The sequence below is a fragment of the Lysobacter sp. Root983 genome (genome assembly GCF_001429345.1).
GTDB lineage: Bacteria > Pseudomonadota > Gammaproteobacteria > Xanthomonadales > Xanthomonadaceae > Lysobacter.
This window is the reverse complement of the sequence record NZ_LMJO01000017.1, coordinates 36,097-53,990: the sequence shown is the minus strand read 5'-3', so window position 1 is coordinate 53,990 and position 17,894 is coordinate 36,097. Positions and strand designations below refer to the sequence as shown.

17 protein-coding genes are annotated in these 17,894 nt (G+C 69.4%); 3 read left to right on the top strand and 14 right to left on the bottom strand.

Going from position 1 to position 17,894, the window contains the following annotated elements:
• Positions 1-118: 118 nt before the first annotated feature.
• The 9 genes from ASE43_RS15995 to ASE43_RS15955 all read right to left on the bottom strand — a co-directional run bounded on the left by ASE43_RS15995 (position 119) and on the right by ASE43_RS15955 (position 10,365).
• The gene (locus tag ASE43_RS15995) at positions 119-889 is read right to left on the bottom strand and encodes an SDR family NAD(P)-dependent oxidoreductase (RefSeq protein ID WP_056173852.1); all 771 of its coding nucleotides are present in this window, start codon (positions 887-889) and stop codon (positions 119-121) included.
• Between the two features lie 31 nt (positions 890-920).
• Complete coding sequence (locus tag ASE43_RS15990; RefSeq protein WP_057161186.1) at positions 921-2,282, bottom strand: amidohydrolase family protein; 1,362 nt, start codon at positions 2,280-2,282, stop codon at positions 921-923.
• A 214-nt stretch (positions 2,283-2,496) separates the two neighbouring features.
• Positions 2,497-5,040 (bottom strand): EAL domain-containing protein, encoded by a 2,544-nt coding sequence (locus ASE43_RS15985; protein ID WP_235568773.1) that lies wholly within the window; start codon positions 5,038-5,040, stop codon positions 2,497-2,499.
• Between the two features lie 29 nt (positions 5,041-5,069).
• On the bottom strand, positions 5,070-5,963 hold the full coding sequence (locus ASE43_RS15980) for a hydroxymethylglutaryl-CoA lyase (protein WP_056176469.1): 894 nt from the start codon (positions 5,961-5,963) through the stop codon (positions 5,070-5,072).
• Positions 5,960-6,586 carry a hypothetical protein gene (locus tag ASE43_RS15975; RefSeq protein WP_057161184.1) on the bottom strand — a complete coding sequence of 209 codons (627 nt, stop codon included), beginning with the start codon at positions 6,584-6,586 and terminating at the stop codon, positions 5,960-5,962. Before ASE43_RS15975 ends, ASE43_RS15980 begins: the two co-directional genes overlap by 4 nt.
• On the bottom strand, positions 6,583-8,592 hold the full coding sequence (locus ASE43_RS15970) for a biotin carboxylase N-terminal domain-containing protein (RefSeq protein ID WP_057161183.1): 2,010 nt from the start codon (positions 8,590-8,592) through the stop codon (positions 6,583-6,585). Before ASE43_RS15970 ends, ASE43_RS15975 begins: the two co-directional genes overlap by 4 nt.
• Positions 8,593-8,642: 50 nt before the next feature.
• Complete coding sequence (locus ASE43_RS15965; RefSeq protein ID WP_056173862.1) at positions 8,643-9,029, bottom strand: VOC family protein; 387 nt, start codon at positions 9,027-9,029, stop codon at positions 8,643-8,645.
• 115 nt (positions 9,030-9,144) lie between these two features.
• On the bottom strand, positions 9,145-9,534 hold the full coding sequence (locus ASE43_RS15960) for a VOC family protein (RefSeq protein WP_056173866.1): 390 nt from the start codon (positions 9,532-9,534) through the stop codon (positions 9,145-9,147).
• Positions 9,535-9,582: 48 nt separating this feature from the next.
• Positions 9,583-10,365, bottom strand: coding sequence for an enoyl-CoA hydratase-related protein (locus tag ASE43_RS15955; protein ID WP_057161182.1), 783 nt, complete (start codon positions 10,363-10,365; stop codon positions 9,583-9,585).
• A 148-nt stretch (positions 10,366-10,513) separates the two neighbouring features.
• Between ASE43_RS15955 and ASE43_RS15950 the strand changes: the two genes are divergently transcribed.
• Genes ASE43_RS15950 through ASE43_RS15940 form a run of 3 tightly spaced genes read left to right on the top strand, consistent with a single transcriptional unit; the run spans position 10,514 to position 12,902 of the window.
• The gene (locus tag ASE43_RS15950) at positions 10,514-10,768 is read left to right on the top strand and encodes a FeoA family protein (RefSeq protein ID WP_056173873.1); all 255 of its coding nucleotides are present in this window, start codon (positions 10,514-10,516) and stop codon (positions 10,766-10,768) included.
• Between the two features lie 14 nt (positions 10,769-10,782).
• A complete protein-coding gene (locus tag ASE43_RS15945; protein ID WP_056176471.1) occupies positions 10,783-12,657 on the top strand; it encodes a ferrous iron transporter B in 1,875 nt (624 codons plus the stop codon).
• A gap of 2 nt (positions 12,658-12,659) precedes the next feature.
• Entirely contained in the window at positions 12,660-12,902 is a 243-nt protein-coding gene (locus tag ASE43_RS15940; protein ID WP_056173878.1) for a DUF6587 family protein, read from the top strand.
• Between the two features lie 919 nt (positions 12,903-13,821).
• Here ASE43_RS15940 and ASE43_RS15935 read toward each other — a convergent pair.
• From ASE43_RS15935 to ASE43_RS22385, 5 genes are all read right to left on the bottom strand, one after another.
• Complete coding sequence (locus ASE43_RS15935) at positions 13,822-14,847, bottom strand: zeta toxin family protein (protein ID WP_057161181.1); 1,026 nt, start codon at positions 14,845-14,847, stop codon at positions 13,822-13,824.
• Positions 14,834-15,031: a hypothetical protein gene (locus tag ASE43_RS15930; protein ID WP_057161180.1), complete on the bottom strand. Its 198-nt coding sequence runs from the start codon at positions 15,029-15,031 to the stop codon at positions 14,834-14,836. Before ASE43_RS15930 ends, ASE43_RS15935 begins: the two co-directional genes overlap by 14 nt.
• A 156-nt stretch (positions 15,032-15,187) precedes the next feature.
• Positions 15,188-15,550, bottom strand: a complete 363-nt coding sequence (locus ASE43_RS15925; protein ID WP_056173888.1) for a hypothetical protein — start codon at positions 15,548-15,550, stop codon at positions 15,188-15,190.
• Positions 15,547-16,137, bottom strand: coding sequence for a polymer-forming cytoskeletal protein (locus ASE43_RS15920; protein WP_057161179.1), 591 nt, complete (start codon positions 16,135-16,137; stop codon positions 15,547-15,549). Before ASE43_RS15920 ends, ASE43_RS15925 begins: the two co-directional genes overlap by 4 nt.
• Before the next feature lie 295 nt (positions 16,138-16,432).
• On the bottom strand, positions 16,433-17,884 hold the full coding sequence (locus ASE43_RS22385) for a hypothetical protein (protein WP_057161178.1): 1,452 nt from the start codon (positions 17,882-17,884) through the stop codon (positions 16,433-16,435).
• Positions 17,885-17,894: the final 10 nt, after the last annotated feature.

Below are 17,894 nucleotides of genomic sequence, written 5' to 3'. Positions count from 1 at the left end.
TGGGATTCGAGATTAGGGATTCGGGATTGGCAGGAGCAGGTCGGGCGGCGATGGTTCGGGATGGAGCGGGTGCTTATGGCAAATCCCGAATCTCCAATCCCGAATCCCGGCTCCTGACTTACTTAGGCGCCAAACGGGTCGCGCCGTCGAGACGGATGGTCTCGCCGTTGAGGTAGGTGTTGCCCAGGATGTAGGCGACCAGGTCGGCGAACTCCTGCGGGCGGCCCAGGCGCGAGGGGAAGGGAATCGACGCGCTCAGCGACTGCTGCACCGACTCGGGCATGCCGTCGACCATCGGGGTCCAGAAGATGCCCGGGGCGATGGTCATCACGCGGATGCCGAAACGCGCCAGTTCGCGCGCCATCGGCAGGGTCATGCCGACCACGCCGCCCTTGGACGCCGAGTACGCGGCCTGGCCGATCTGGCCCTCGTAGGCGGCGACCGAGGCGGTGTTGACGATCACGCCACGCTCGCCGTCGGTGCCGGCCTCGTTGTGCTGCATCAGGTTGGCGGCGGCCTTGGCGACGTTGAAGCTGCCGACCAGGTTGACCATCACCGTGCCCTGGAACTGCGCCAGCGGCATCGGCGCGTCCTTGCCCAGCACGCGGCCGGCGCCGAGGATGCCGGCGCAGTTGATGGCGACGTTGAGGCCGCCGAGGAAGTCGCGGGCCGCGGCGACGTTGGCGACCACGCCGGCTTCGTCGGCGACGTCGGTGCGGAAGTAGCGGGCATTATCGGCGCCGAGTTCGGCGACCGCGCTGGCGCCCTTGTCGTCGTTGAGGTCGAACAGGGCGACCTTGCCGCCGTGGGCGACCAGGTGCTGGGCGACCGCGAGGCCGAGGCCGGAGACGCCGCCGGTGACGATGGCGCGCACGGTGTCGAGTTGCATAGGAAGGTCCGGGTCGGGGAAAACGGCGATTTTACCGGACTGGCTGGGCCGCCGCTGGCGCCGGCGCCGGCGCGTCGCGGCCCGGTTCGCGATAGACCACGCCGTCCTTCACTACCAGTACCGGCTGTTTCAGGGCCGCGATGTCCTGGCTGGGGTCGCCGGCGAACGCGGCCAGATCGGCGCGCAGGCCCGGCGCGATCCGGCCCAGGCGCTCGGACTGGCGCAGGATGCGCGCGGCCACCGAGGTGCAGGCGCGCAGGGCTTGGGCCGGGGACATGCCCAGTTGGGCCATCCACACCGGCTCGCGGTAGTTGTCGCCATGGCGGAACACGCCGACGTCGCTGCCGCAGCCGATCGTGGTCTTTTCCGCCAGCGCGGTGCGGAACGCCTGTTCGGCTTCGCGCAGCTTGGGTGTGGGCGGGGTTTGGCCGGGGACGTAGCCGGCGTAATACTGCTCGGTGGACTCCACCGCGGTCAGGGTGGGCAGGTAGGCGACGTTGCGTTCGCGCATCAGGCGGAAGGTCGCGGCGCTGCCGCCGTAGCCGTGTTCGATGCTGTCCACGCCGGCTTCGATCGCCAGGCGCATGCCGGCGTCGCTGGCCGCGTGCGCGGCGACCGGACGGCCGCTGAGGTGGGCGGCGTCGACCAGGGCGCGCAGTTCGGCGGCGCTGAAGGTGGGTCGGGCGCTGCCGTCGGCGCCGATGCGGTAGTCGGCGTAGACCTTGATCCAGTCGGCGCCGTGGCCGGCCTGCTCGCGCACCGCGCGCACGGTCTCGTCGACGCCGCTGACCTCCTGCGCGCCGCCTGGCAGTTCGATGTCGTCACGGAAGCCGCGCGGGCCGGGGCCGTAGCTGGCGGTGGCGACGATGGCGCGCGTGGCCACGAACAGGCGAGGGCCCGGGATCAGGCCCTCGTCGATCGCGCGCTTGAGCGAGAGATCGGCGTAGCCGGCGCCTTCGGTGCCCAGGTCGCGCAGGGTGGTGTAGCCCGCGCGCAGGGTCGCGTCGGCGTGACGCGCGGCGAGCAGGGTGCGGTAGGCCTCGGGCTCCTTCAGCACCTGATCGTTCCAGGGGGTCTCGTTGTAGGGGTGCAGGAACAGATGCGCGTGCAGGTCGATCAGGCCCGGCGTCAGGGTGGCGCCGGGCAGGTCGATGCGGCGTGCGTCGGCGGGCGCTTCAATCCCATCGGCGGGCCCGGCCGCGACGATGGCGCCGTCGCGTACCAGCACGGCCCAGTTCGCGTGCGAGGGGCTGTCGTCGCCGGTCCAGACGCGCTCGGGGCGCAGCAGCAGGGTTTCGCCGCGTGCGGCGGGTTTGGGGTCGGCAGCGTGGGCGAGTCCGGCGGTCAGGGCGAGCAACAAACCGGAAAGCGACAGGCGCAGGCGGTGGTTCATCGGCGGACCTTGCGGGGAATGGGGTTGAGGGGCTTGGCGCGGTCTGGCGCTGAAGTCACTGGATCCCCGCCTTCGCGGGGATGACGGCAAGAAGGCGGGCGACGGCAAGAAGGCGGGCGACGGCAAAAACGCCTGGGCGATGCAAAGAAACCAGACCCGGGATGACGCAGGAACGTGAAAGTCGGAGCGAGAGCAGAGGCCGTCTTTTGCGCGCTTAACCCGGCAGCACCAGCGGCGAGCGGTAGTACTGCTGCAGCTCGTCCGGCATCAGGCCCGGCGCGAACAAAAAGCCCTGGCCGATCTCGACGCCGAGCGAGAGCAGGAAGGCGCGTTGGCGCTCGGTTTCCACGCCCTCGGCGACCAGGCCCAGGCCCAGGCTGCGGGCGATGCCGGTCACCGCCTGGCAAACCGCGACGTCGGACTGGTTGTCGGGCACGCCCTGCACGAACAGCTGGCTGAGCTTGAGGCCGTGGATGGGCAGGCGGCGCAGGTAATTCAGCGCGCTGTAGCCCTCGCCGAAATCGTCGATGGTCAGCATCACGCCCATCTCGCGCAGGGCGTGGAAGGTGCGCATGGTGTCGGGCACGTCCTCGATCAGCACGCGTTCGGTGAATTCCAGTTCCAGCGCGGTGCCGGGCAGGCCGGACTCGGCCAGGGCCGCGGCCACGGAGCTGGCCAGGTCCTCGCCCAGGAACTGGCGATAGGACACGTTGACCGCGACCCGGTGTACGTCCAGGCCGCGCTCGTGCCAGCGCCGCAACTGCCGGCAGGCTTCCTTCAGCACCCAACCGCCGATGCCGACGATGTCGCCGGTGGTTTCGGCGTGGTCGATGAAGCGGTCCGGGCGCATCTCGCCCAGCGATTGGTTGCGCCAGCGGATCAGCGCTTCGACTGCGACCACCGAGCCGTCGGCCAGATTGACCTGCGGCTGATAGACCAGATGGAACTCGTCGTTGTGGACCGCGCGGCGCAGGTGGGTTTCCAACTGCAGGCGGTGCAACTGCTGTTCGGCCAGCTCCGGCGTGAAGCTCTGCCAGCCGTTGCGGCCGCGGCGCTTGCTGTCGTACATGGCGACGTCGGCGCTCTGGATCAGCTGCTGCGACCGCACCCCGTCGATCGGGGCCTGGGCGATGCCGATGCTGGCGGTGATGCTGAATTCCTCGCCGTCCAGGCGGAAGCTGTCGCCGAAGATTTCGAGGATGGAATCGGCCAGACGTTCGGACAGCGCCGGGTCGTTGCCGGTTTCGCACACCACCAGGAATTCGTCGCCGCCGAAGCGCGCGATCAGTCCCTCGCTGCCGACCGCGCGCTGGATGCGGCGCGCGGCCGAGGCCAGCAGACGGTCGCCGGCGGCATGGCCGAGCACATCGTTGACCACCTTGAAGCGGTCGAGGTCGATGTACAGCACCGCCAGCGCCGCGCGGTTGGGGTCGTCCAGCCGGCTTTCCAGCTCCGACAGCACGGCGTCGCGATTGAGCAGGCCGGTGAGCGGATCGCTGCGCGCCTGGATGCGCAGGTTCTCCTCGTCGTGCTTGCGTTCGGTGATGTCCTGCAGGGTGCCGATCAGGCGCGCGTTGAGCGCGTCGGCGGCTTCGGCCTGGGCGATGGTGCGCACCCAGAAGCCGCGCCCGTCGGCGCGCATGCCCTGCAGTTCCAGATCGATGTTGCGGCCGAACGCGATCGCGTGGTCGAGCGCGTCGCGCAGGCGCAGGCGGTCGCCGGGACGCAGGCAGTTGAGCATCTCGCCCATGCTGGCCGGCGCGGGATCGTGGCCGAGGATGCGCTGCGCTTCCTCGGTGAGGTAAAGCAGGTCCGGGCCGGCTTCCCATTCCCAGCCGCCGATCTGGGCCAGGCTCTGGGCGCGGTCGAACAGGGCGCTGTCGCGCTTGATCGCGGTGACGTCGGTGAACATCGACAGCACCTGGTTCGGGCGGTCGCCGCCGGCCGGGAACTGCGGCAGCGCGGTCACCGTCAGCCAGATCAGGTTGCGGCGCTCGCGGTGGTACAGGCCCAGCACCATGCTGTCGACGCGCTTGCCGGTGTCGAGCGCGCGCTGGGCCGGAAATTCCTTCTGGCTCAGTTCGCGGCCGTGCTCGTCGATCACCATCCAGTGCTCGGAGCGCATTTCCTCGTCGGCGCTGTGCTGGTGGCCCAGGCCCATGATGCGCATGGCCGCGCCGTTGGCGTAGATCACCCGGAAGTCGGGGTCGTGGACGACGATGCCGCGGTCGATGGTTTCCATCAGCTCGCGGTAGCGCAGCTCGGCGTCGCGGCGGCCGCTGAGGTCGCGCGCGACCGCGACGATGCAGCGCCGTCCTTCGTGCTCGAAGCCGGCCGAATGCACCTCGACCGGGAAGCGGGTGCCATCGCCGCGCATGTTGGTGACTTCGATGACGTAGGTCTCGCCGCGATTGAGCGTTTCCCAGACCGGATTGAGGTGGTCGTGCGGCAATTCCGGGTTAAGCACGTGGATGGGCTGGCCGACGATCTGATCGCGCGGGCGCCGGTAGGCGGCCATGCCGGCCTTGTTGAGGTCGAGCACGGTGCCGGCTTCGTCGAGGATGCTGACCGGGTCGGGCACCGCATCGAACACTGCGCGGTAGCGCGTGTGCGCGACATCGGCGTCGTCGCTGCTGCTGCGGATCGCTTCGGCGGCTTCCAGCAGCAGCGCGCGGGTGGCGTCGGACAGGCTGCTGTCGTGGCTGGCCAGTTCCAGCGCCGCCAGGGTCGAGGCCGCGTCCACCGGGGACGGCGACACGGTCGGTTCGTTCCCGGGCGGATGCTGGCTCATGCCGCCGCCAGCGCCTTGCCGACCTTGCTGCCGGTCTCGCGGCCGAGCAGGCCGGCCAGCCAGCGCCCGGTCTCGGCCAGCGCGTTCAAATCCACGCCGGTCTCGATGCCCAGGCCGTGCAGCATGTACACCACGTCCTCGCTGGCGACGTTGCCGCTGGCGCCCTTGGCGTAGGGGCAGCCGCCGGTGCCGGATACCGCCGAATCCACCACCGCTACGCCTTCTTCCAAGCAGGCCAGGAGGTTGGACAGGGCCTGGCCGTAGGTGTCGTGGAAATGCACCGCCAGCGCCGGCATCGGCACTTCGGCGGCGACCGCCTTCAGCATCGCGCGCGCCTTGCCGGGCGTGCCGACGCCGATGGTGTCGCCCAGGGAAATCTCGTAACAGCCCATCGCGTGCAGGGCCTTGGCCACGCGCACCACGTCGGCCACCGGCACCGCGCCCTGGTAAGGGCAGCCCAGCACGGTCGAGACGTAGCCGCGCACCGCCACGCCGTCGGCCTTGGCGCGCGCCAGCACCGGCGCGAAGCGGGCCAGCGATTCGTCGATGCTGGCGTTGATGTTTTTCTGGTTGAAGGCTTCCGAGGCCGCGGTGAACACCGCGATTTCCTCCACGCCGACCGCGCGCGCGCGTTCGTAGCCTTGTTCGTTCGGCACCAGTACGGGGTAGTGCACGCCGGGTTTGCGCTGGATGCCGGCGAAGACCTCGGCGGCGTCGGCCAACTGCGGCACCCACTTGGGGCTGACGAAGCTGGTCGCCTCGATGCTGCGCAGGCCGGTCGCGGACAGCCGATCGATCAGGGCGATCTTGTCGGCGGTCGCGATCTGCGCCTTCTCGTTCTGCAGCCCGTCGCGCGGGCCGACTTCGACGATGCGGACCGAAGGGGTCATGGTGCGGCTCCAGGCGAGATCGCGACCGGCACGGTGCCGGCCACGCGTTGCAGTTGCAGTGCCGAGACCTCGGGCTTGAGCGGGCCGAACACCGGTTCCGGGCCCTGCGCGAGCAGTTGGGCGATGTTGCGTGCGTTGCCTTGCACCAGCACCGAGGAGGCGTCGCCATTCTGAAGCGGTCGCCCGCGTGCCTTGCCGTCGCGGATCGCGGCGTTGACCCGGTCCGGATCGGGCAGCCAGGCCTGGAGGCGGTCGCCTTCGATGCGATAGGCCACCATGAACACCGCGTGCCTGGGCACGCTGTCCTCGAGCTTGATTTCGCTTTCGCTGCCGAGCATGCGTTGGGCATGCTCGGGCGACAGCACCACGTAGCGGGTCGCGCCCTGGGTGTAGCCGCGCAGGCTGACCTCAACCGCGCGCTCGTGCACCGGCCACCGCGCCCCGCATTTCGCGTCGACCACGATCTCGCGGCCGGGGCCGGGACCGTCGCGGTCGGCGTGCCAGCGCCCGACCAGGTCCGGGTCGCAGGCCAGCGTTTTCACGGGCGCGTGCTCGAACGCGACGCAGCCCGGTAGCGACAGCGCGAGCAGGACCGCGGCGACGAGGGCGGAGCGCAGGTTCATGCGTCCAGCACCACCAGCACCGCATCGGCTTCGACGAATTCGCCGGCGGCCGCGCGCACTTCGGCGACCGTGCCGGCGCGCGGGGCCTTGAGGCTGAGTTCCATCTTCATCGCTTCGATCACCATGACCTCCTGTCCCGCTTCGACCGTGTCGCCGGCGGCGGCTTTGACCACCACCACCCGGCCCGGCATCGGCGCCACCACCTGGTTGCCGGTGCCGGCGGCGGCGGCCGATTCGTGACGATACATCGGGACCGGCAACAGGCGCAGCCTGCGTTCGCCGTCGTGGACCACCACCCGGCGCTCATCCCCCAGCAGCGCGAAGCGGCGCGCGCGGCCGTCGATGCGCAGGCTCAGGCCATCCGCGCTGTGGCGGGCGCCCTGGACCTGGCGGGTGCGGCCGGCCTGTTCGATGCGGTAATCGCCGGCGCTGCCCTGAGCGTGCAGCTCCAGGCGTTCCTCGCGGCGCAGGAAGGCCAGGCTGCGGCGGCCGCCGTGGCCCAGGCGCCAGCCGTCGGCGATCGCCCAGGGCGATTCCGGGTCGTTGGAGGCGGCGGCCGTGCGGCGGGTCTCGCGCTCCTGGGCCAGCAGTTCGGCCACGGTCGCGGCGATCAGCAGGTCGTCGGCCTCCTCGGCGTCGCTGCCGTCGGCGGCGGGCATGAACTCGTCGAGGTGGCGGTCCAGGTAGCCGGTGTCGATGCGGCCCTCGACCACGGCCGGATGGCGCGCCAGGCGCTCCAGGAATTCGATGTTGGACTTGGGCCCGGCGATCTCGCATTCGGCCAGCGCCGCGCGCAGGCGGGCGAGGGCGCTGGGGCGGTCGATGTCGGCGACGATCAGCTTGGCGATCATCGGGTCGTAGAAGATCGTGACCGTGTCGCCCTCGATCACGCCCGAGTCGATGCGCACGTGTTCGCTGGGCGTGGGCAGGCGCAGGCGCTCGAGCTTGCCCGAGCCGGGCAGGAAGCCGGCCTCGGGGTCTTCGGCGTACAGACGCACTTCGATCGCATGGCCGCGCTGCACGATCGCGTCCTGCGCCAGCGGCAGCGGTTCGCCGGAGGCCACGCGCAGCTGCCACTCGACCAGGTCCAGACCCGTCACGTACTCGGTGACCGGGTGTTCGACCTGCAGGCGGGTGTTGATCTCCATGAAGTAGAAACCGCCGTCCTGGCCGACGATGAACTCGACGGTGCCGGCGTTGACGTAGTCGATCGCGTGACCGGCCTGGACCGCGGCCGCGCCCATGGCCTGGCGCAGTTCCGCGCTCAGGAACGAGGACGGCGATTCCTCCAGTACCTTCTGGTAGCGGCGCTGGGCCGAGCACTCGCGCTCGTTGAGGTGGATCACCTGGCCGTGGCGGTCGCCGAAGATCTGGATCTCGATGTGGCGCGGCTGTTCGACGTAGCGCTCCAGCAGCACGCGGTCGCGGCCGAAGGCGTTGCGCGCCTCGCGCTGGCAGCTCTCCAGATGGGCCAGGAACTCGTCGCTGGCGCGCACGATGCGCATGCCCTTGCCGCCGCCGCCGTGGGCGGCCTTGATCATCAGCGGATAGCCGATCGCGTCGGCTTCGCGATGCAGCACTTCGGGGGCCTGGTCGGCACCGGTGTAGCCGGGCACCACCGGCACGCCGGCGGCCTGCATCAGCTCCTTGGCGCCGGCCTTGCTGCCCATCTTGCGCATCGAACCGCCGGCCGGGCCGATGAAGGCCAGGCCCGCGGCCGCGACCGCGTCGGCGAAGTCGGCGTTCTCGCTGAGGAAGCCGTAGCCCGGGTGCACGGCCTGGGCGCCGCTGCGCAGCGCGACCTCGATGATGGCGTCGCCGCGCAGGTAGCTGTCGGCCGGACGCGGCCCGCCGATCGGATAGGCCTCGTCGGCCTGGCGCACGTGCTGGGCGTCGGCGTCGGCATCGGAATACACCGCGACCGTGCGGATGCCGAGGCGGCGGCAGGTGCGGATCACGCGGCAGGCGATTTCGCCGCGGTTGGCGATCAGGATCTTGCTGAACATGCGGGGCTATCCTTCCCGGTCAGGGATGGGCGAGACGAGGGGCCGACGGTTCATGCCGGCGGCCGATGGCAGACCGCTTCGATGTTGTGCCCGTCGGGGTCCAACACAAACGCGGCGTAGTAATGCGGGTGGTAGCGCGGCCGCACACCGGGCGCGCCGTTGTCGCGTGCGCCGGCGGCCAGCGCGGCCTGGTGGAAGGCGTCGACCTGTTCGCGCGAGTCCGCGCTGAAGGCCACATGCAGCCGCCCGGACACGCTGTCGCCGCGACCGATCCAGAACAAGGGCCGGCCGGGCGGGCCGTAACCGGTGCCTTCGTGGCCGTCGTCGTCGCGCGCGATCTCCAGCACCGGCACCATCCCCAGCGGTGCCAGCGCACGCGTGTAGAAGGCGCGGCTGCGCGCCAGGTCGGAGACGGCGAAGTCGATGTGGTCGAGCATGCGGCTACCTACGGCCTCCGTGCGAATCGCGATTGGGGACGCTAGTGAACGCGGCGGCGCCGCGCGCGGTCAACTGCGCGCGAGCAGCCTGCACCGTTTCTGTGGTCTGCGTGAATCAAGCCGGTGGCAGGTGGCAGACCGCCTCGATGTTGTTGCCGTCCAGGTCGTAGGCGTAGGCGCCGTAGTAATTGGGGTGGTAGTGGGCGCGGATGCCGGGCGCGCCGTTGTCGCGCGCGCCCTGCGCCAGGGCGGCGGCGTGGAAGGCGTCGACCTGTTCGCGCGAGCCGGCGTTGAAACAGATGTGCACGCCGCCGCCGTGCGCCGGGCCGGTGCCGACCCAGAACTTGGGCTGCTGCGGCGGACCGAAACCGCAGCCTTCGTAGCCGCCGCTTTGTTCCTTCGTCACCGCCATCACCTCGGCGTAGCCCAGCGTCGCCAGCACCTGGCTGTAGAAAGCGCGGCTGCGCGGATAGTCGGCGACGTTGATACCCATATGGTCGATCACGGTACGGCTCCTTGTAGCGGTCGGGGGCGGTGCGGCGGTGCGCTCGGCTCAGGGAATCCAGGCTGGCTTGCGTTTGTCGAGGAACGCGCCCAGGCCTTCCTGGCCCTCGGGCGAGACGCGCAGGCGCGCGATCAGGTCGGCGTTGTCGGCATCGTGGCGGTCGCGGTCGCCGTGCGCGGCGACCCGGCGCACCAGCGCCTTGGCCTGGGCCGCGGCGACCGGGCCGGCCTTGAGCAGCAGGTCGATCTGGCGCTGCACCGCGGCGTCGAGTTGATCGGCGGGCACCACCGCATGCAGCAGGCCGATCGCTAGGGCGGTGTCGGCGTCGAAGATTTCCGCGGTCGCGAACCAGCGCCGCGCCTGGCGCGCGCCGATCGCCTCGATCACGTAAGGCGAGATCACCGCCGGCAGCAGGCCCAGCTTGCTCTCGGTCAGGCCGAACTTGGCCTCCGGCGCGCCGATGGCGATGTCGCAGCAGGCCACCAGGCCGACGCCGCCGCCGAAGGCCGCGCCGTGCACGCGCGCCACGGTCGGCTTGGGCAGCTCGTCCAGGGTCCGCATCAGCCGCGCCAGGGCCAGGGCGTCGTCGCGGTTGGCGGCTTCGCTGGCGGCGGCCATGCCGCGCATCCAGTTGAGGTCGGCGCCGGCCGAGAACGAGGCGCCGTCGCCTTCCAGCACCACCACCCGCACGCTGTCGTCGTGGCCCACCGCCTCCAGGGCGCCGGTCAGGGCGGCGATCAGGACCGCATCGAAGGCGTTGTGCAGGGCGGGGCGGTTCAGGCGCAGCCGGGCCACGGGGCCCTCGCGCAAACTCAGCAACGGATGGTTCATCGCGGGCGGGGGCTGGCTGTATGGAGTCTGGCGAATGATACGCGGCGTCCGCCGCGATCCGCCCCGGTACGGCCGGCGATGCTAGAATGAGAACTATTCCTATTCGTGATGTCCGCTCGGACACCCCGCCGCGTCCATTGGTGAAGCCTTGAAATTGTCCGAACTGCCGCGTCGCGTCGCGGCCACGGTCGAATCCGTCGAAGACCAGGCCCCGAACGACGCGATCGCGCGGCGTCTGCGCGAGCTGGGTTTCGTCAAGGGCGAGCGGGTCGAAGTGATGGCGGCCGGGCCGATCTCGGCCGAGCCGCTGCTGATCCAGATCGGTTACACCCGTTTCGCCCTGCGCCGCAGCGAGGCGGCGCGGATCCAGGTCCAGCCCGAGGCTGGCGGGAGCGACACATGAGTCACGCCGCAACCATGCAAGCCGCCGCCACGCCCGGGATTCCGCGCGTGGCCCTGGTCGGCAGCCCGAACTGCGGCAAGACCGCGTTGTTCAACCTGCTCACCGGCAGCCGCCAGAAGGTCGCCAATTACGCCGGCGTCACCGTCGAGCGCAAGGAAGGCCGGCTGCACGCGCCCTCCGGCCGCAGCTACGCCGTGCTCGATCTGCCCGGCGCTTACAGCCTGCACGCGGCCAGCCTGGACGAAGCGGTCACCCGCGATCTCTGCCGCGGCTTCTATCCCGGCGAGCCCGCGCCCGACGTGCTGGTCTGCGTGGTCGACGCCACCAACCTGCGCCTGCATCTGCGCTTCGCGCTGGAACTGCGCGAGCTCGGCCGGCCGATGGTGCTGGCGGTCAACATGATGGACGCAGCCAAGCGCCGCGGCATCGACGTCGATCTGGCCGTGCTCGAACGCGAGCTCGGCGTGCCGGTGGTGCCGACGGTGGCGGTGCACCGCCACGGCGCGCGCGAACTGGTAGCGATGCTGGACCGCGTGTCCGAACTCGCGCATGCGCCGCATGCCACGCCGACCGAAGGCCTGCAGCCGGAGGATCTGCACGCCGAGACCCGCCGCCTGCTCGCGCTGGCGGTGACGATGCCGCGCCGCACCGCCGAGATCGACGACAGCCTCGACCGCTGGCTGCTGCACCCGGTGCTGGGCCTGCTGTCGCTGGCGGTGGTGATGTTCCTGATCTTCCAGGCGGTGTACGCCTGGGCCACGCCGTTGATGGACCTGATCGAAGCCGGCACGGCCTGGTTCGGCGCCTTCGTCGGCGGGGTCATGCCCGAAGGACCGCTCAAGAGCCTGATGGTCGACGGCATCATCGCCGGCCTCGGCGGCGTGATCGTGTTCCTGCCGCAGATCCTGATCCTGTTCGCCTTCATCCTGGCGCTGGAGGAATCCGGTTATCTGCCGCGCGCGGCCTTCCTGCTCGATCGCATGATGGCCGGCGCCGGTTTGTCCGGACGCTCTTTCATCCCGCTGCTGTCGAGCTTCGCCTGCGCGATCCCCGGCATCATGGCCACGCGCTCCATCCAGGACCCGCGCGACCGTCTGGCCACCATCCTGGTCGCGCCGCTGATGACCTGCTCGGCGCGCCTGCCGGTGTATGCGTTGCTGATCGGCGCCTTCATCCCGCAGCAGAAAGTGCTGGGCGTGCTCAACCTGCAGGGCCTGGTGCTGTTCGCGCTGTACGCGGCCGGCATCCTCAGCGCGCTGATGGTGTCGTGGGTGATGAAGAAGTGGCGTCGCGACAAGGGCGAGCATGCCTTGTTGCTGGAACTGCCCTCGTACCGCCTGCCGCATCCGCGCGATCTGCTGATCGGCCTGTGGGAGCGCGCCTGGATCTTCCTGCGCCGGGTCGGCGGCATCATCCTGGCCCTGACCATCCTGCTGTGGTTCCTGCTCAACTTCCCGGGCGCGCCCGCCGACGCGACCCTGCCGGCGATCGACTACAGCCTGGCCGGCCGCATCGGCCACGCCATGACCGCGGTGTTCGCGCCGATCGGCTTCAACTGGCAGATCTGCATCGCCCTGATCCCGGGCCTGGCCGCGCGCGAAGTCGCGGTGTCCTCGCTGGCCACGGTGTACGCGCTGTCGGCGGCCGACGACGACGCGGCCGCGCAGGCGCTGTCGCCCATCATCAGCGACGGCTGGTCGCTGGCGACCGCGCTGTCGCTGCTGGTGTGGTTCATCTACGCGCCGCAATGCATCTCCACCCTGGCCACGATCCGGCGCGAGACCAACTCCTGGAAGCAGGTCGCGATCAGCGCCGGCTACCTGTTCGCGCTGGCCTACCTGGCCTCGTTCGTGACCTACCAGGTCGCCGTCGCCCTGGGCGCGGGTTGAGCATGGACGCCGGCCTGCTCGCGCAATACCTGGTGATCGCGCTGGCGGTGATCGTCAGCGCGGCCGTGGTCGCGAAGAAGCAGTTCCCCGGCGCCGTGCGCCGCCTGCGCATCGCCTGCGCGCTGCCGCTGGTGCGCGAGGGCCGTCCGCACTGGATGCGCCGCCTCGGCCGTACGATCGCGCCGGTACCCAGCGCCTCCGGCCCCAACTGCGCCGGCTGCGACACCTGCGGGCCGTCGGACTGACGTCGCGGTCCCCTCCCACTCTGAAACCCGATCTCGGTTTCCGCTTTGAAACGTTTCGGTTTCCCCCTTTGGAAAAGGGGGGCTAGGGAGGATTTGCTCCACCGCAGTCGAAAAGCAAATCCTCCTCGATCCCCCTTTTGCAAAGGGGGAGGCCAGAGCGCTATTTCGCGTAGCGTCGCGCAGATAGATACCGGCAGCGAACAAGCTCGCCGCACGACCACCAACCCCCGCGTCGCATTCCCCCCTTTGCAAAAGGGGGGCTAGGGGGGATTTGCTCCGCCGCAGTCGAAAAGCAAATCCCCCTCAATCCCCCTTTTGCAAAGGGGGAGGCCAGAGCGTTATTTCGCGCAGCGTCGCGCAGATAAATGCCGGCAGCGAACAAGCCCGCCGCACGACCACCAACCCCTGCGTCGCATTCCCCCTTTGCAAAAGGGGGGCTAGGGGGGATTTGCTCCACCGCAGTCGAAAAGCAAATCCCCCTCGATCCCCCTTTTGCAAAGGGGGAGGCCAGAGCGCTATTTCGTGCAGAGTCGCGCAGATAGATGCCGGCAGCGAACAAGCCCGCCGCACGACCACCAACCCCGCGTCGCATTCCCCCCTTTGMAAAAGGGGGGCTAGGGGGGATTTGCTCCACCGCAGTCGAAAAGCAAATCCCCCTCAATCCCCCTTTTGCAAAGGGGGAGGCCAGAGCGTTATTTCGCGYAGMGTCGCGCAGATAGATGCCGGCAGCGARCAAGCCCGCCGCACGACYACCAACCCCCGCGTCGCATTCCCCCCTTTGCAAAAGGGGGGCTAGGGGGGATTTGCTCCACCGCAGTCGAAAAGCAAATCCCCCTTTTGCAAAGGAGGAGGCCAGAGCGCTACTACGCGCAAGAAAAACCCCGCAAGCGCGGGGTTTTTCGTGACGGTCCGAACCGCCTCAAAGCTTCGAGCGCGGCCCCTGCGATGGCGGCTCCTGCCCGGGCGGCGGCATCTGCCCTTGTTGCTGCTGTTGCTGCTGGCCCTGCGCCAGCGCCGGCGCGACCACGTGCGAGGTCGCCGGGTGCTTGCCGTCCGCGCCGAAGGCGTAGCCGATCTCGACCTGGGTGCCGCGGTGTTCGGGCCGGGCCAGGGCTGCGTAGTCGCCGGTCGGGGCCACGCCGCGGTCGTGCACCACCAGCTTGGGCTTGCCGCTCTCGTGCTCGGGCACGAACTGCATCACATGGCTGTCGGTGGTCTTGGCGACCAGGCCCTTGTAGCTCAGGCCGCGGCCGATGTCGGCGTCGACCATCATCGACGACGAACCGGGCTTAATCTGCTCGGCCAGCGTCGCCAGTTCGGCGCGCGACTTCTCGCGCTGCTCCAAGGGCTTTTGCAGGCGCTCCACCACCCAGGCCGGCGTCTGGTCGCCGAGCGGATAGCTCATGTGGCCGTCGGGATGCTTCTCGGCCACCAGCATCGGCTTCTTGCCGGTGTTGTCGTAGATGTGCGCGGTGTCGGCCTTCTCCACCGCGACCGGCAGCAGGCCCATGGCGCGCTCGTAGCGCTCGACGATCTTGGCGCCGTCGACCGAATGCCCGCCCTCGGCGGCGCGGTTCTCCACGCGTACCTTGTTGATCTGCGCGCTTTCGGTGGTCACGAACACCAGGTCGACGCCGAAGCCCCGGCCGCGCGCCTCGTCGAACAGCGCCAGCTTGCCGGGCGTGGACATCACCGTCTCGAACGCGAACGGCTTGTCGCCTTTGACCGCGGCCTTGCGCTGGTCCTCGGCCATGTTGGCCGCCTGCAGATTGCGCAGGTTCTCGTCGGGGACACGCTCCTTGAGCGTCACCGCGATGTCGTCGGCGTTGATGTAGTTCTTGGGGAAGTGCTCGCTCTGGCGGAGTTCGCGGGTGATGGTGCTCTTGCCGGATCCATTCGGTCCGGCCAGCACCACCATCAACGGTGCGTCGTCACCGGTCGGCATGGGAAGCCTCCCCATCGATCGGTTCGATCCGACCGTCCGGGTATCGCTTGACCCACACGCCATCGATTTTCACGGCTTCCGGCAGGCCGCGCGCCTGCGCTTCGTCGACCGCGTCGGTCACCGCCTTCTCTATCATCTGATCGGCGCGCTCGCGCCCGATCTGGTCGATCAATGACTTGGTCATCGGCTACGTCTCCTTGTAGGGGCTGTCCGTTCTCTGGCACCGTCGGACCGCGTGCGCGCTGGCGCAGGGGCGGATTCGGTGTGTCCTGGGCATGCTAACGCGGGCCGACCGGCGCAACCAGCGCCGGCCATGCCGAAGCGTGATCCCGATAGCGGATCAGCGTTTGCGCTTGACCGCCTTGTAGCCGGTCGCGGCGACCGCCTCGACGGCCAAGGTGAAACTGCGTTGCTCGCCCGGAAACAAGGCGCCCACGCCGACCACTTGGCGCGTGATCTCGTGGCCGTCCTCGTCGCGGATAGACAGCAGCATGGTGTACTCCCACGCGCCCTCGGCGGGCGCGTGGATCGTGCCCTCGACATGCAGCGGCGAAAACTTCGCCGCCGCCTGTTGCAGCGCGTCCGGGTCGAACTTGAGATGGTGCTTGCAGGCGGGGCAGACGTTGGCGCTGTCGAGGATGGTCGTCTTGCAATGCGGACAGGTGCGCGTCGCCCCGGGCAGGCCCGGGCGTGCGGCGTTCATGCGCCGGCGCCGTTCTCCGATTTGCCGCCGTTGTCGGATTTGGCGGACTTGTCGCCGCCGGGCTTGCTGTCCTTGTCGTCGAAACCGAACTCGACCTGGCCGCGCATGCGCGAGCCCGGCGCGACGGTGACCACGCCGGCCTTGACGTCGCCGACCATGCTGCCGCCTTCGAGCAGCTCGACGCGCTGCGCCGAGTTGATGTTGCCTTCGAGCTCGCCGGCGATCACGACCTTGCGCGCGCTCACGCCGCCGTTCAACTTGGCGCCGACTTCGATGGTGAGATCGCCGTCGACCTGCACGTCGCCCTTGAAGCGGCCGGCGATGCGGATATGGCCCGAGCCTTGGATCTTGCCTTCGATCGACAGATCGGACGCGATCAGCGATTCCTTGCCGCCTTCGCGCTCGACCGGCTTGGCCGAATACGAGGGCGCGGGCGCGGCGCTGGCGAACGGCGCGGGTGCCGGCGTCGAAGCCTGGCCGAAGTTGATCTCGTTGGCCGTGTCCGGCTCGCGCTTGAGTGCGGTCTCCGGCTGCAGCGGCGGAAGCGTCTCACGCTTGGGCGGGTTGGGCTGGTTGAAAATGGCCATGACGCGGCGTCCTCTAGTTCGGGGGAACGTTCGGGTGAAGAACGAGTAACAGCGAGGTTGAGCTTTGGAGCCTAACACGCTGATACAACGCGACCGATGTGATGCGCCTCACCAATCCGCATAGCGAAAACGCACATCGCGGATTCAGTTTCGCCGTCGATTGCGCACGACCAACAACAACGCGGATTTGCATGCTTCGCGCCGCAGCGTTGCATCCGGTGCGAGGCCAGAATGGTTCAGAAATTTTTCAGGACGATGAATAGGGCGAGCGCGACTGCCCCATCGCGCAAGGCACTCAAGGCGCGTAGATGGAAGTCGCCATCAGCGTGGCCAATGCCAGGCCAAACAGCGGCCACAACCAGGCCGAGCGGCTGCGGACTTCGCGCAGGGGGATGCGGCGCAGCGCCGCATACAGGACATCGGTCGCGATCGGGATCGCAGCGCCCATTGCGACCGCTATGGCGGGATGGTCGGTCGTGCCCAGCGTGGGCAGCACGGCCACGCCGCAGAACAGGCCGGCGAGCACCATCGCGCGTCGCGTTGCCGGCGTGCGTGCGCTGGTCCAGCCGATCAAGGCCATGCCCGATAGCAGCATCGAGACTTCCGGCTGCGCCGATTGCAGAGACAGGGCTGCGGCCAGGCTGGGCAGCGCCAGCGTCAACGGCCCGTCCCAAGGAGTGCGCCGTTCGATCGCCGCTGCCAGCCTGCGCACGCCGACATCGCCCGATATCCACAACAACCAGATCGCGGCGACGATGCCGCTTTCGCGCAAGGCCAAGCCCAGGAAATCGCGGTCGCCCCGCAACATCGCGACCAGGCTTACCAGCGACATGCAGTACAACGCGGCCCGCACGCACCCGATCAGCGCGCGGCGCCAATCCAGGCGCGTGCGGTCGGTCGCGGCCTGCCAGAACGAGACCGCCTTTGGATCCAGGCGCTCTTCCGCGAGTTCGGCGCCCAAGTCGGACAGATGACGCCACCAGGCCAGCGTGCGCGATGGCAGGCCAGGGATCAGCGCGATGAACGCGCGTCGCAGCCAATGGGCCGGGCCTTCGAGCTCGCGCACCAAGAGGCGATCGACCGAGGTCGTGTGCTCGCTGCGTAGACGTGCGATCTCGTAATCGTAGTCCTCCACGGCTTGCGCGCGCCGCAGCACATATGCCGCCTGCGCGTACAGCCAGCCGTCGCTGGGCGATACCGTGTCCAGGCCGAAGAACGCCACCACGGCGCGCGCGTTGGCGGCGCGCGGGGGCGGATCGGCCTGGGACATCTCCAGCGCCACCGGCAGGCGTAGCGCCGCCTTGAGGTCGAGCGCGTACAGCGCCGGCAATTCGCGCAGCCAGCGCTCCAGGCTGCGCGCGGAGTCTTGCCGCGTGCGCCGCACCAATTCGGCGAGGAAGGCCTGCGCGTCGAAGCGGTCCGAGTCCCCGGGTTCATGGTCCGTCTGCGGTTGCGCAGGCGGCTCGCCGGTAGCGGCCAGAAGCGCGTCGTGGCTCAGTGTGGCGGTGAAGACGCTGGCGTCGACGGTGGGCTCTTCGACGAGTTCCTCGTCGTTGTCTTCGTCTTCGCATTCCAACGACGCCGTTGCGAACGCCAGACAGTGTTGGTACGCCTCGTTGAGGCGCTGGAAGCCGACCGGGTCTTCATCTGGCCGGGTCGTGCGTAGGCGCCGCGCATACGCGCGCTTGATCGCGCGTTCGTCGGCGTCGCGATCCAAGCCCAGTGCGGCGAACGGGTCGACGTGCATATCGGTGGCC

Bases quoted from the DNA above. Each gene is read 5' to 3' on its own strand.
- ASE43_RS15930 (WP_057161180.1), bottom strand. From the start codon at position 15,031: ATGACCAAGTCATTGATCGACCAGATCGGGCGCGAGCGCGCCGATCAG.
- ASE43_RS15925 (WP_056173888.1), bottom strand. From the start codon at position 15,550: ATGAACGCCGCACGCCCGGGCCTGCCCGGGGCGACGCGCACCTGTCCG.
- ASE43_RS22385 (WP_057161178.1), bottom strand. From the start codon at position 17,884: ATGCACGTCGACCCGTTCGCCGCACTGGGCTTGGATCGCGACGCCGAC.
- ASE43_RS15990 (WP_057161186.1), bottom strand. From the start codon at position 2,282: ATGAACCACCGCCTGCGCCTGTCGCTTTCCGGTTTGTTGCTCGCCCTG.
- ASE43_RS15955 (WP_057161182.1), bottom strand. From the start codon at position 10,365: ATGAACCATCCGTTGCTGAGTTTGCGCGAGGGCCCCGTGGCCCGGCTG.
- ASE43_RS15995 (WP_056173852.1), bottom strand. From the start codon at position 889: ATGCAACTCGACACCGTGCGCGCCATCGTCACCGGCGGCGTCTCCGGC.
- ASE43_RS15920 (WP_057161179.1), bottom strand. From the start codon at position 16,137: ATGGCCATTTTCAACCAGCCCAACCCGCCCAAGCGTGAGACGCTTCCG.
- ASE43_RS15970 (WP_057161183.1), bottom strand. From the start codon at position 8,592: ATGTTCAGCAAGATCCTGATCGCCAACCGCGGCGAAATCGCCTGCCGC.
- ASE43_RS15935 (WP_057161181.1), bottom strand. From the start codon at position 14,847: ATGCCGACCGGTGACGACGCACCGTTGATGGTGGTGCTGGCCGGACCG.
- ASE43_RS15965 (WP_056173862.1), bottom strand. From the start codon at position 9,029: ATGCTCGACCACATCGACTTCGCCGTCTCCGACCTGGCGCGCAGCCGC.
- ASE43_RS15980 (WP_056176469.1), bottom strand. From the start codon at position 5,963: ATGACCCCTTCGGTCCGCATCGTCGAAGTCGGCCCGCGCGACGGGCTG.
- ASE43_RS15975 (WP_057161184.1), bottom strand. From the start codon at position 6,586: ATGAACCTGCGCTCCGCCCTCGTCGCCGCGGTCCTGCTCGCGCTGTCG.
- ASE43_RS15940 (WP_056173878.1), top strand. From the start codon at position 12,660: ATGGACGCCGGCCTGCTCGCGCAATACCTGGTGATCGCGCTGGCGGTG.
- ASE43_RS15945 (WP_056176471.1), top strand. From the start codon at position 10,783: ATGCAAGCCGCCGCCACGCCCGGGATTCCGCGCGTGGCCCTGGTCGGC.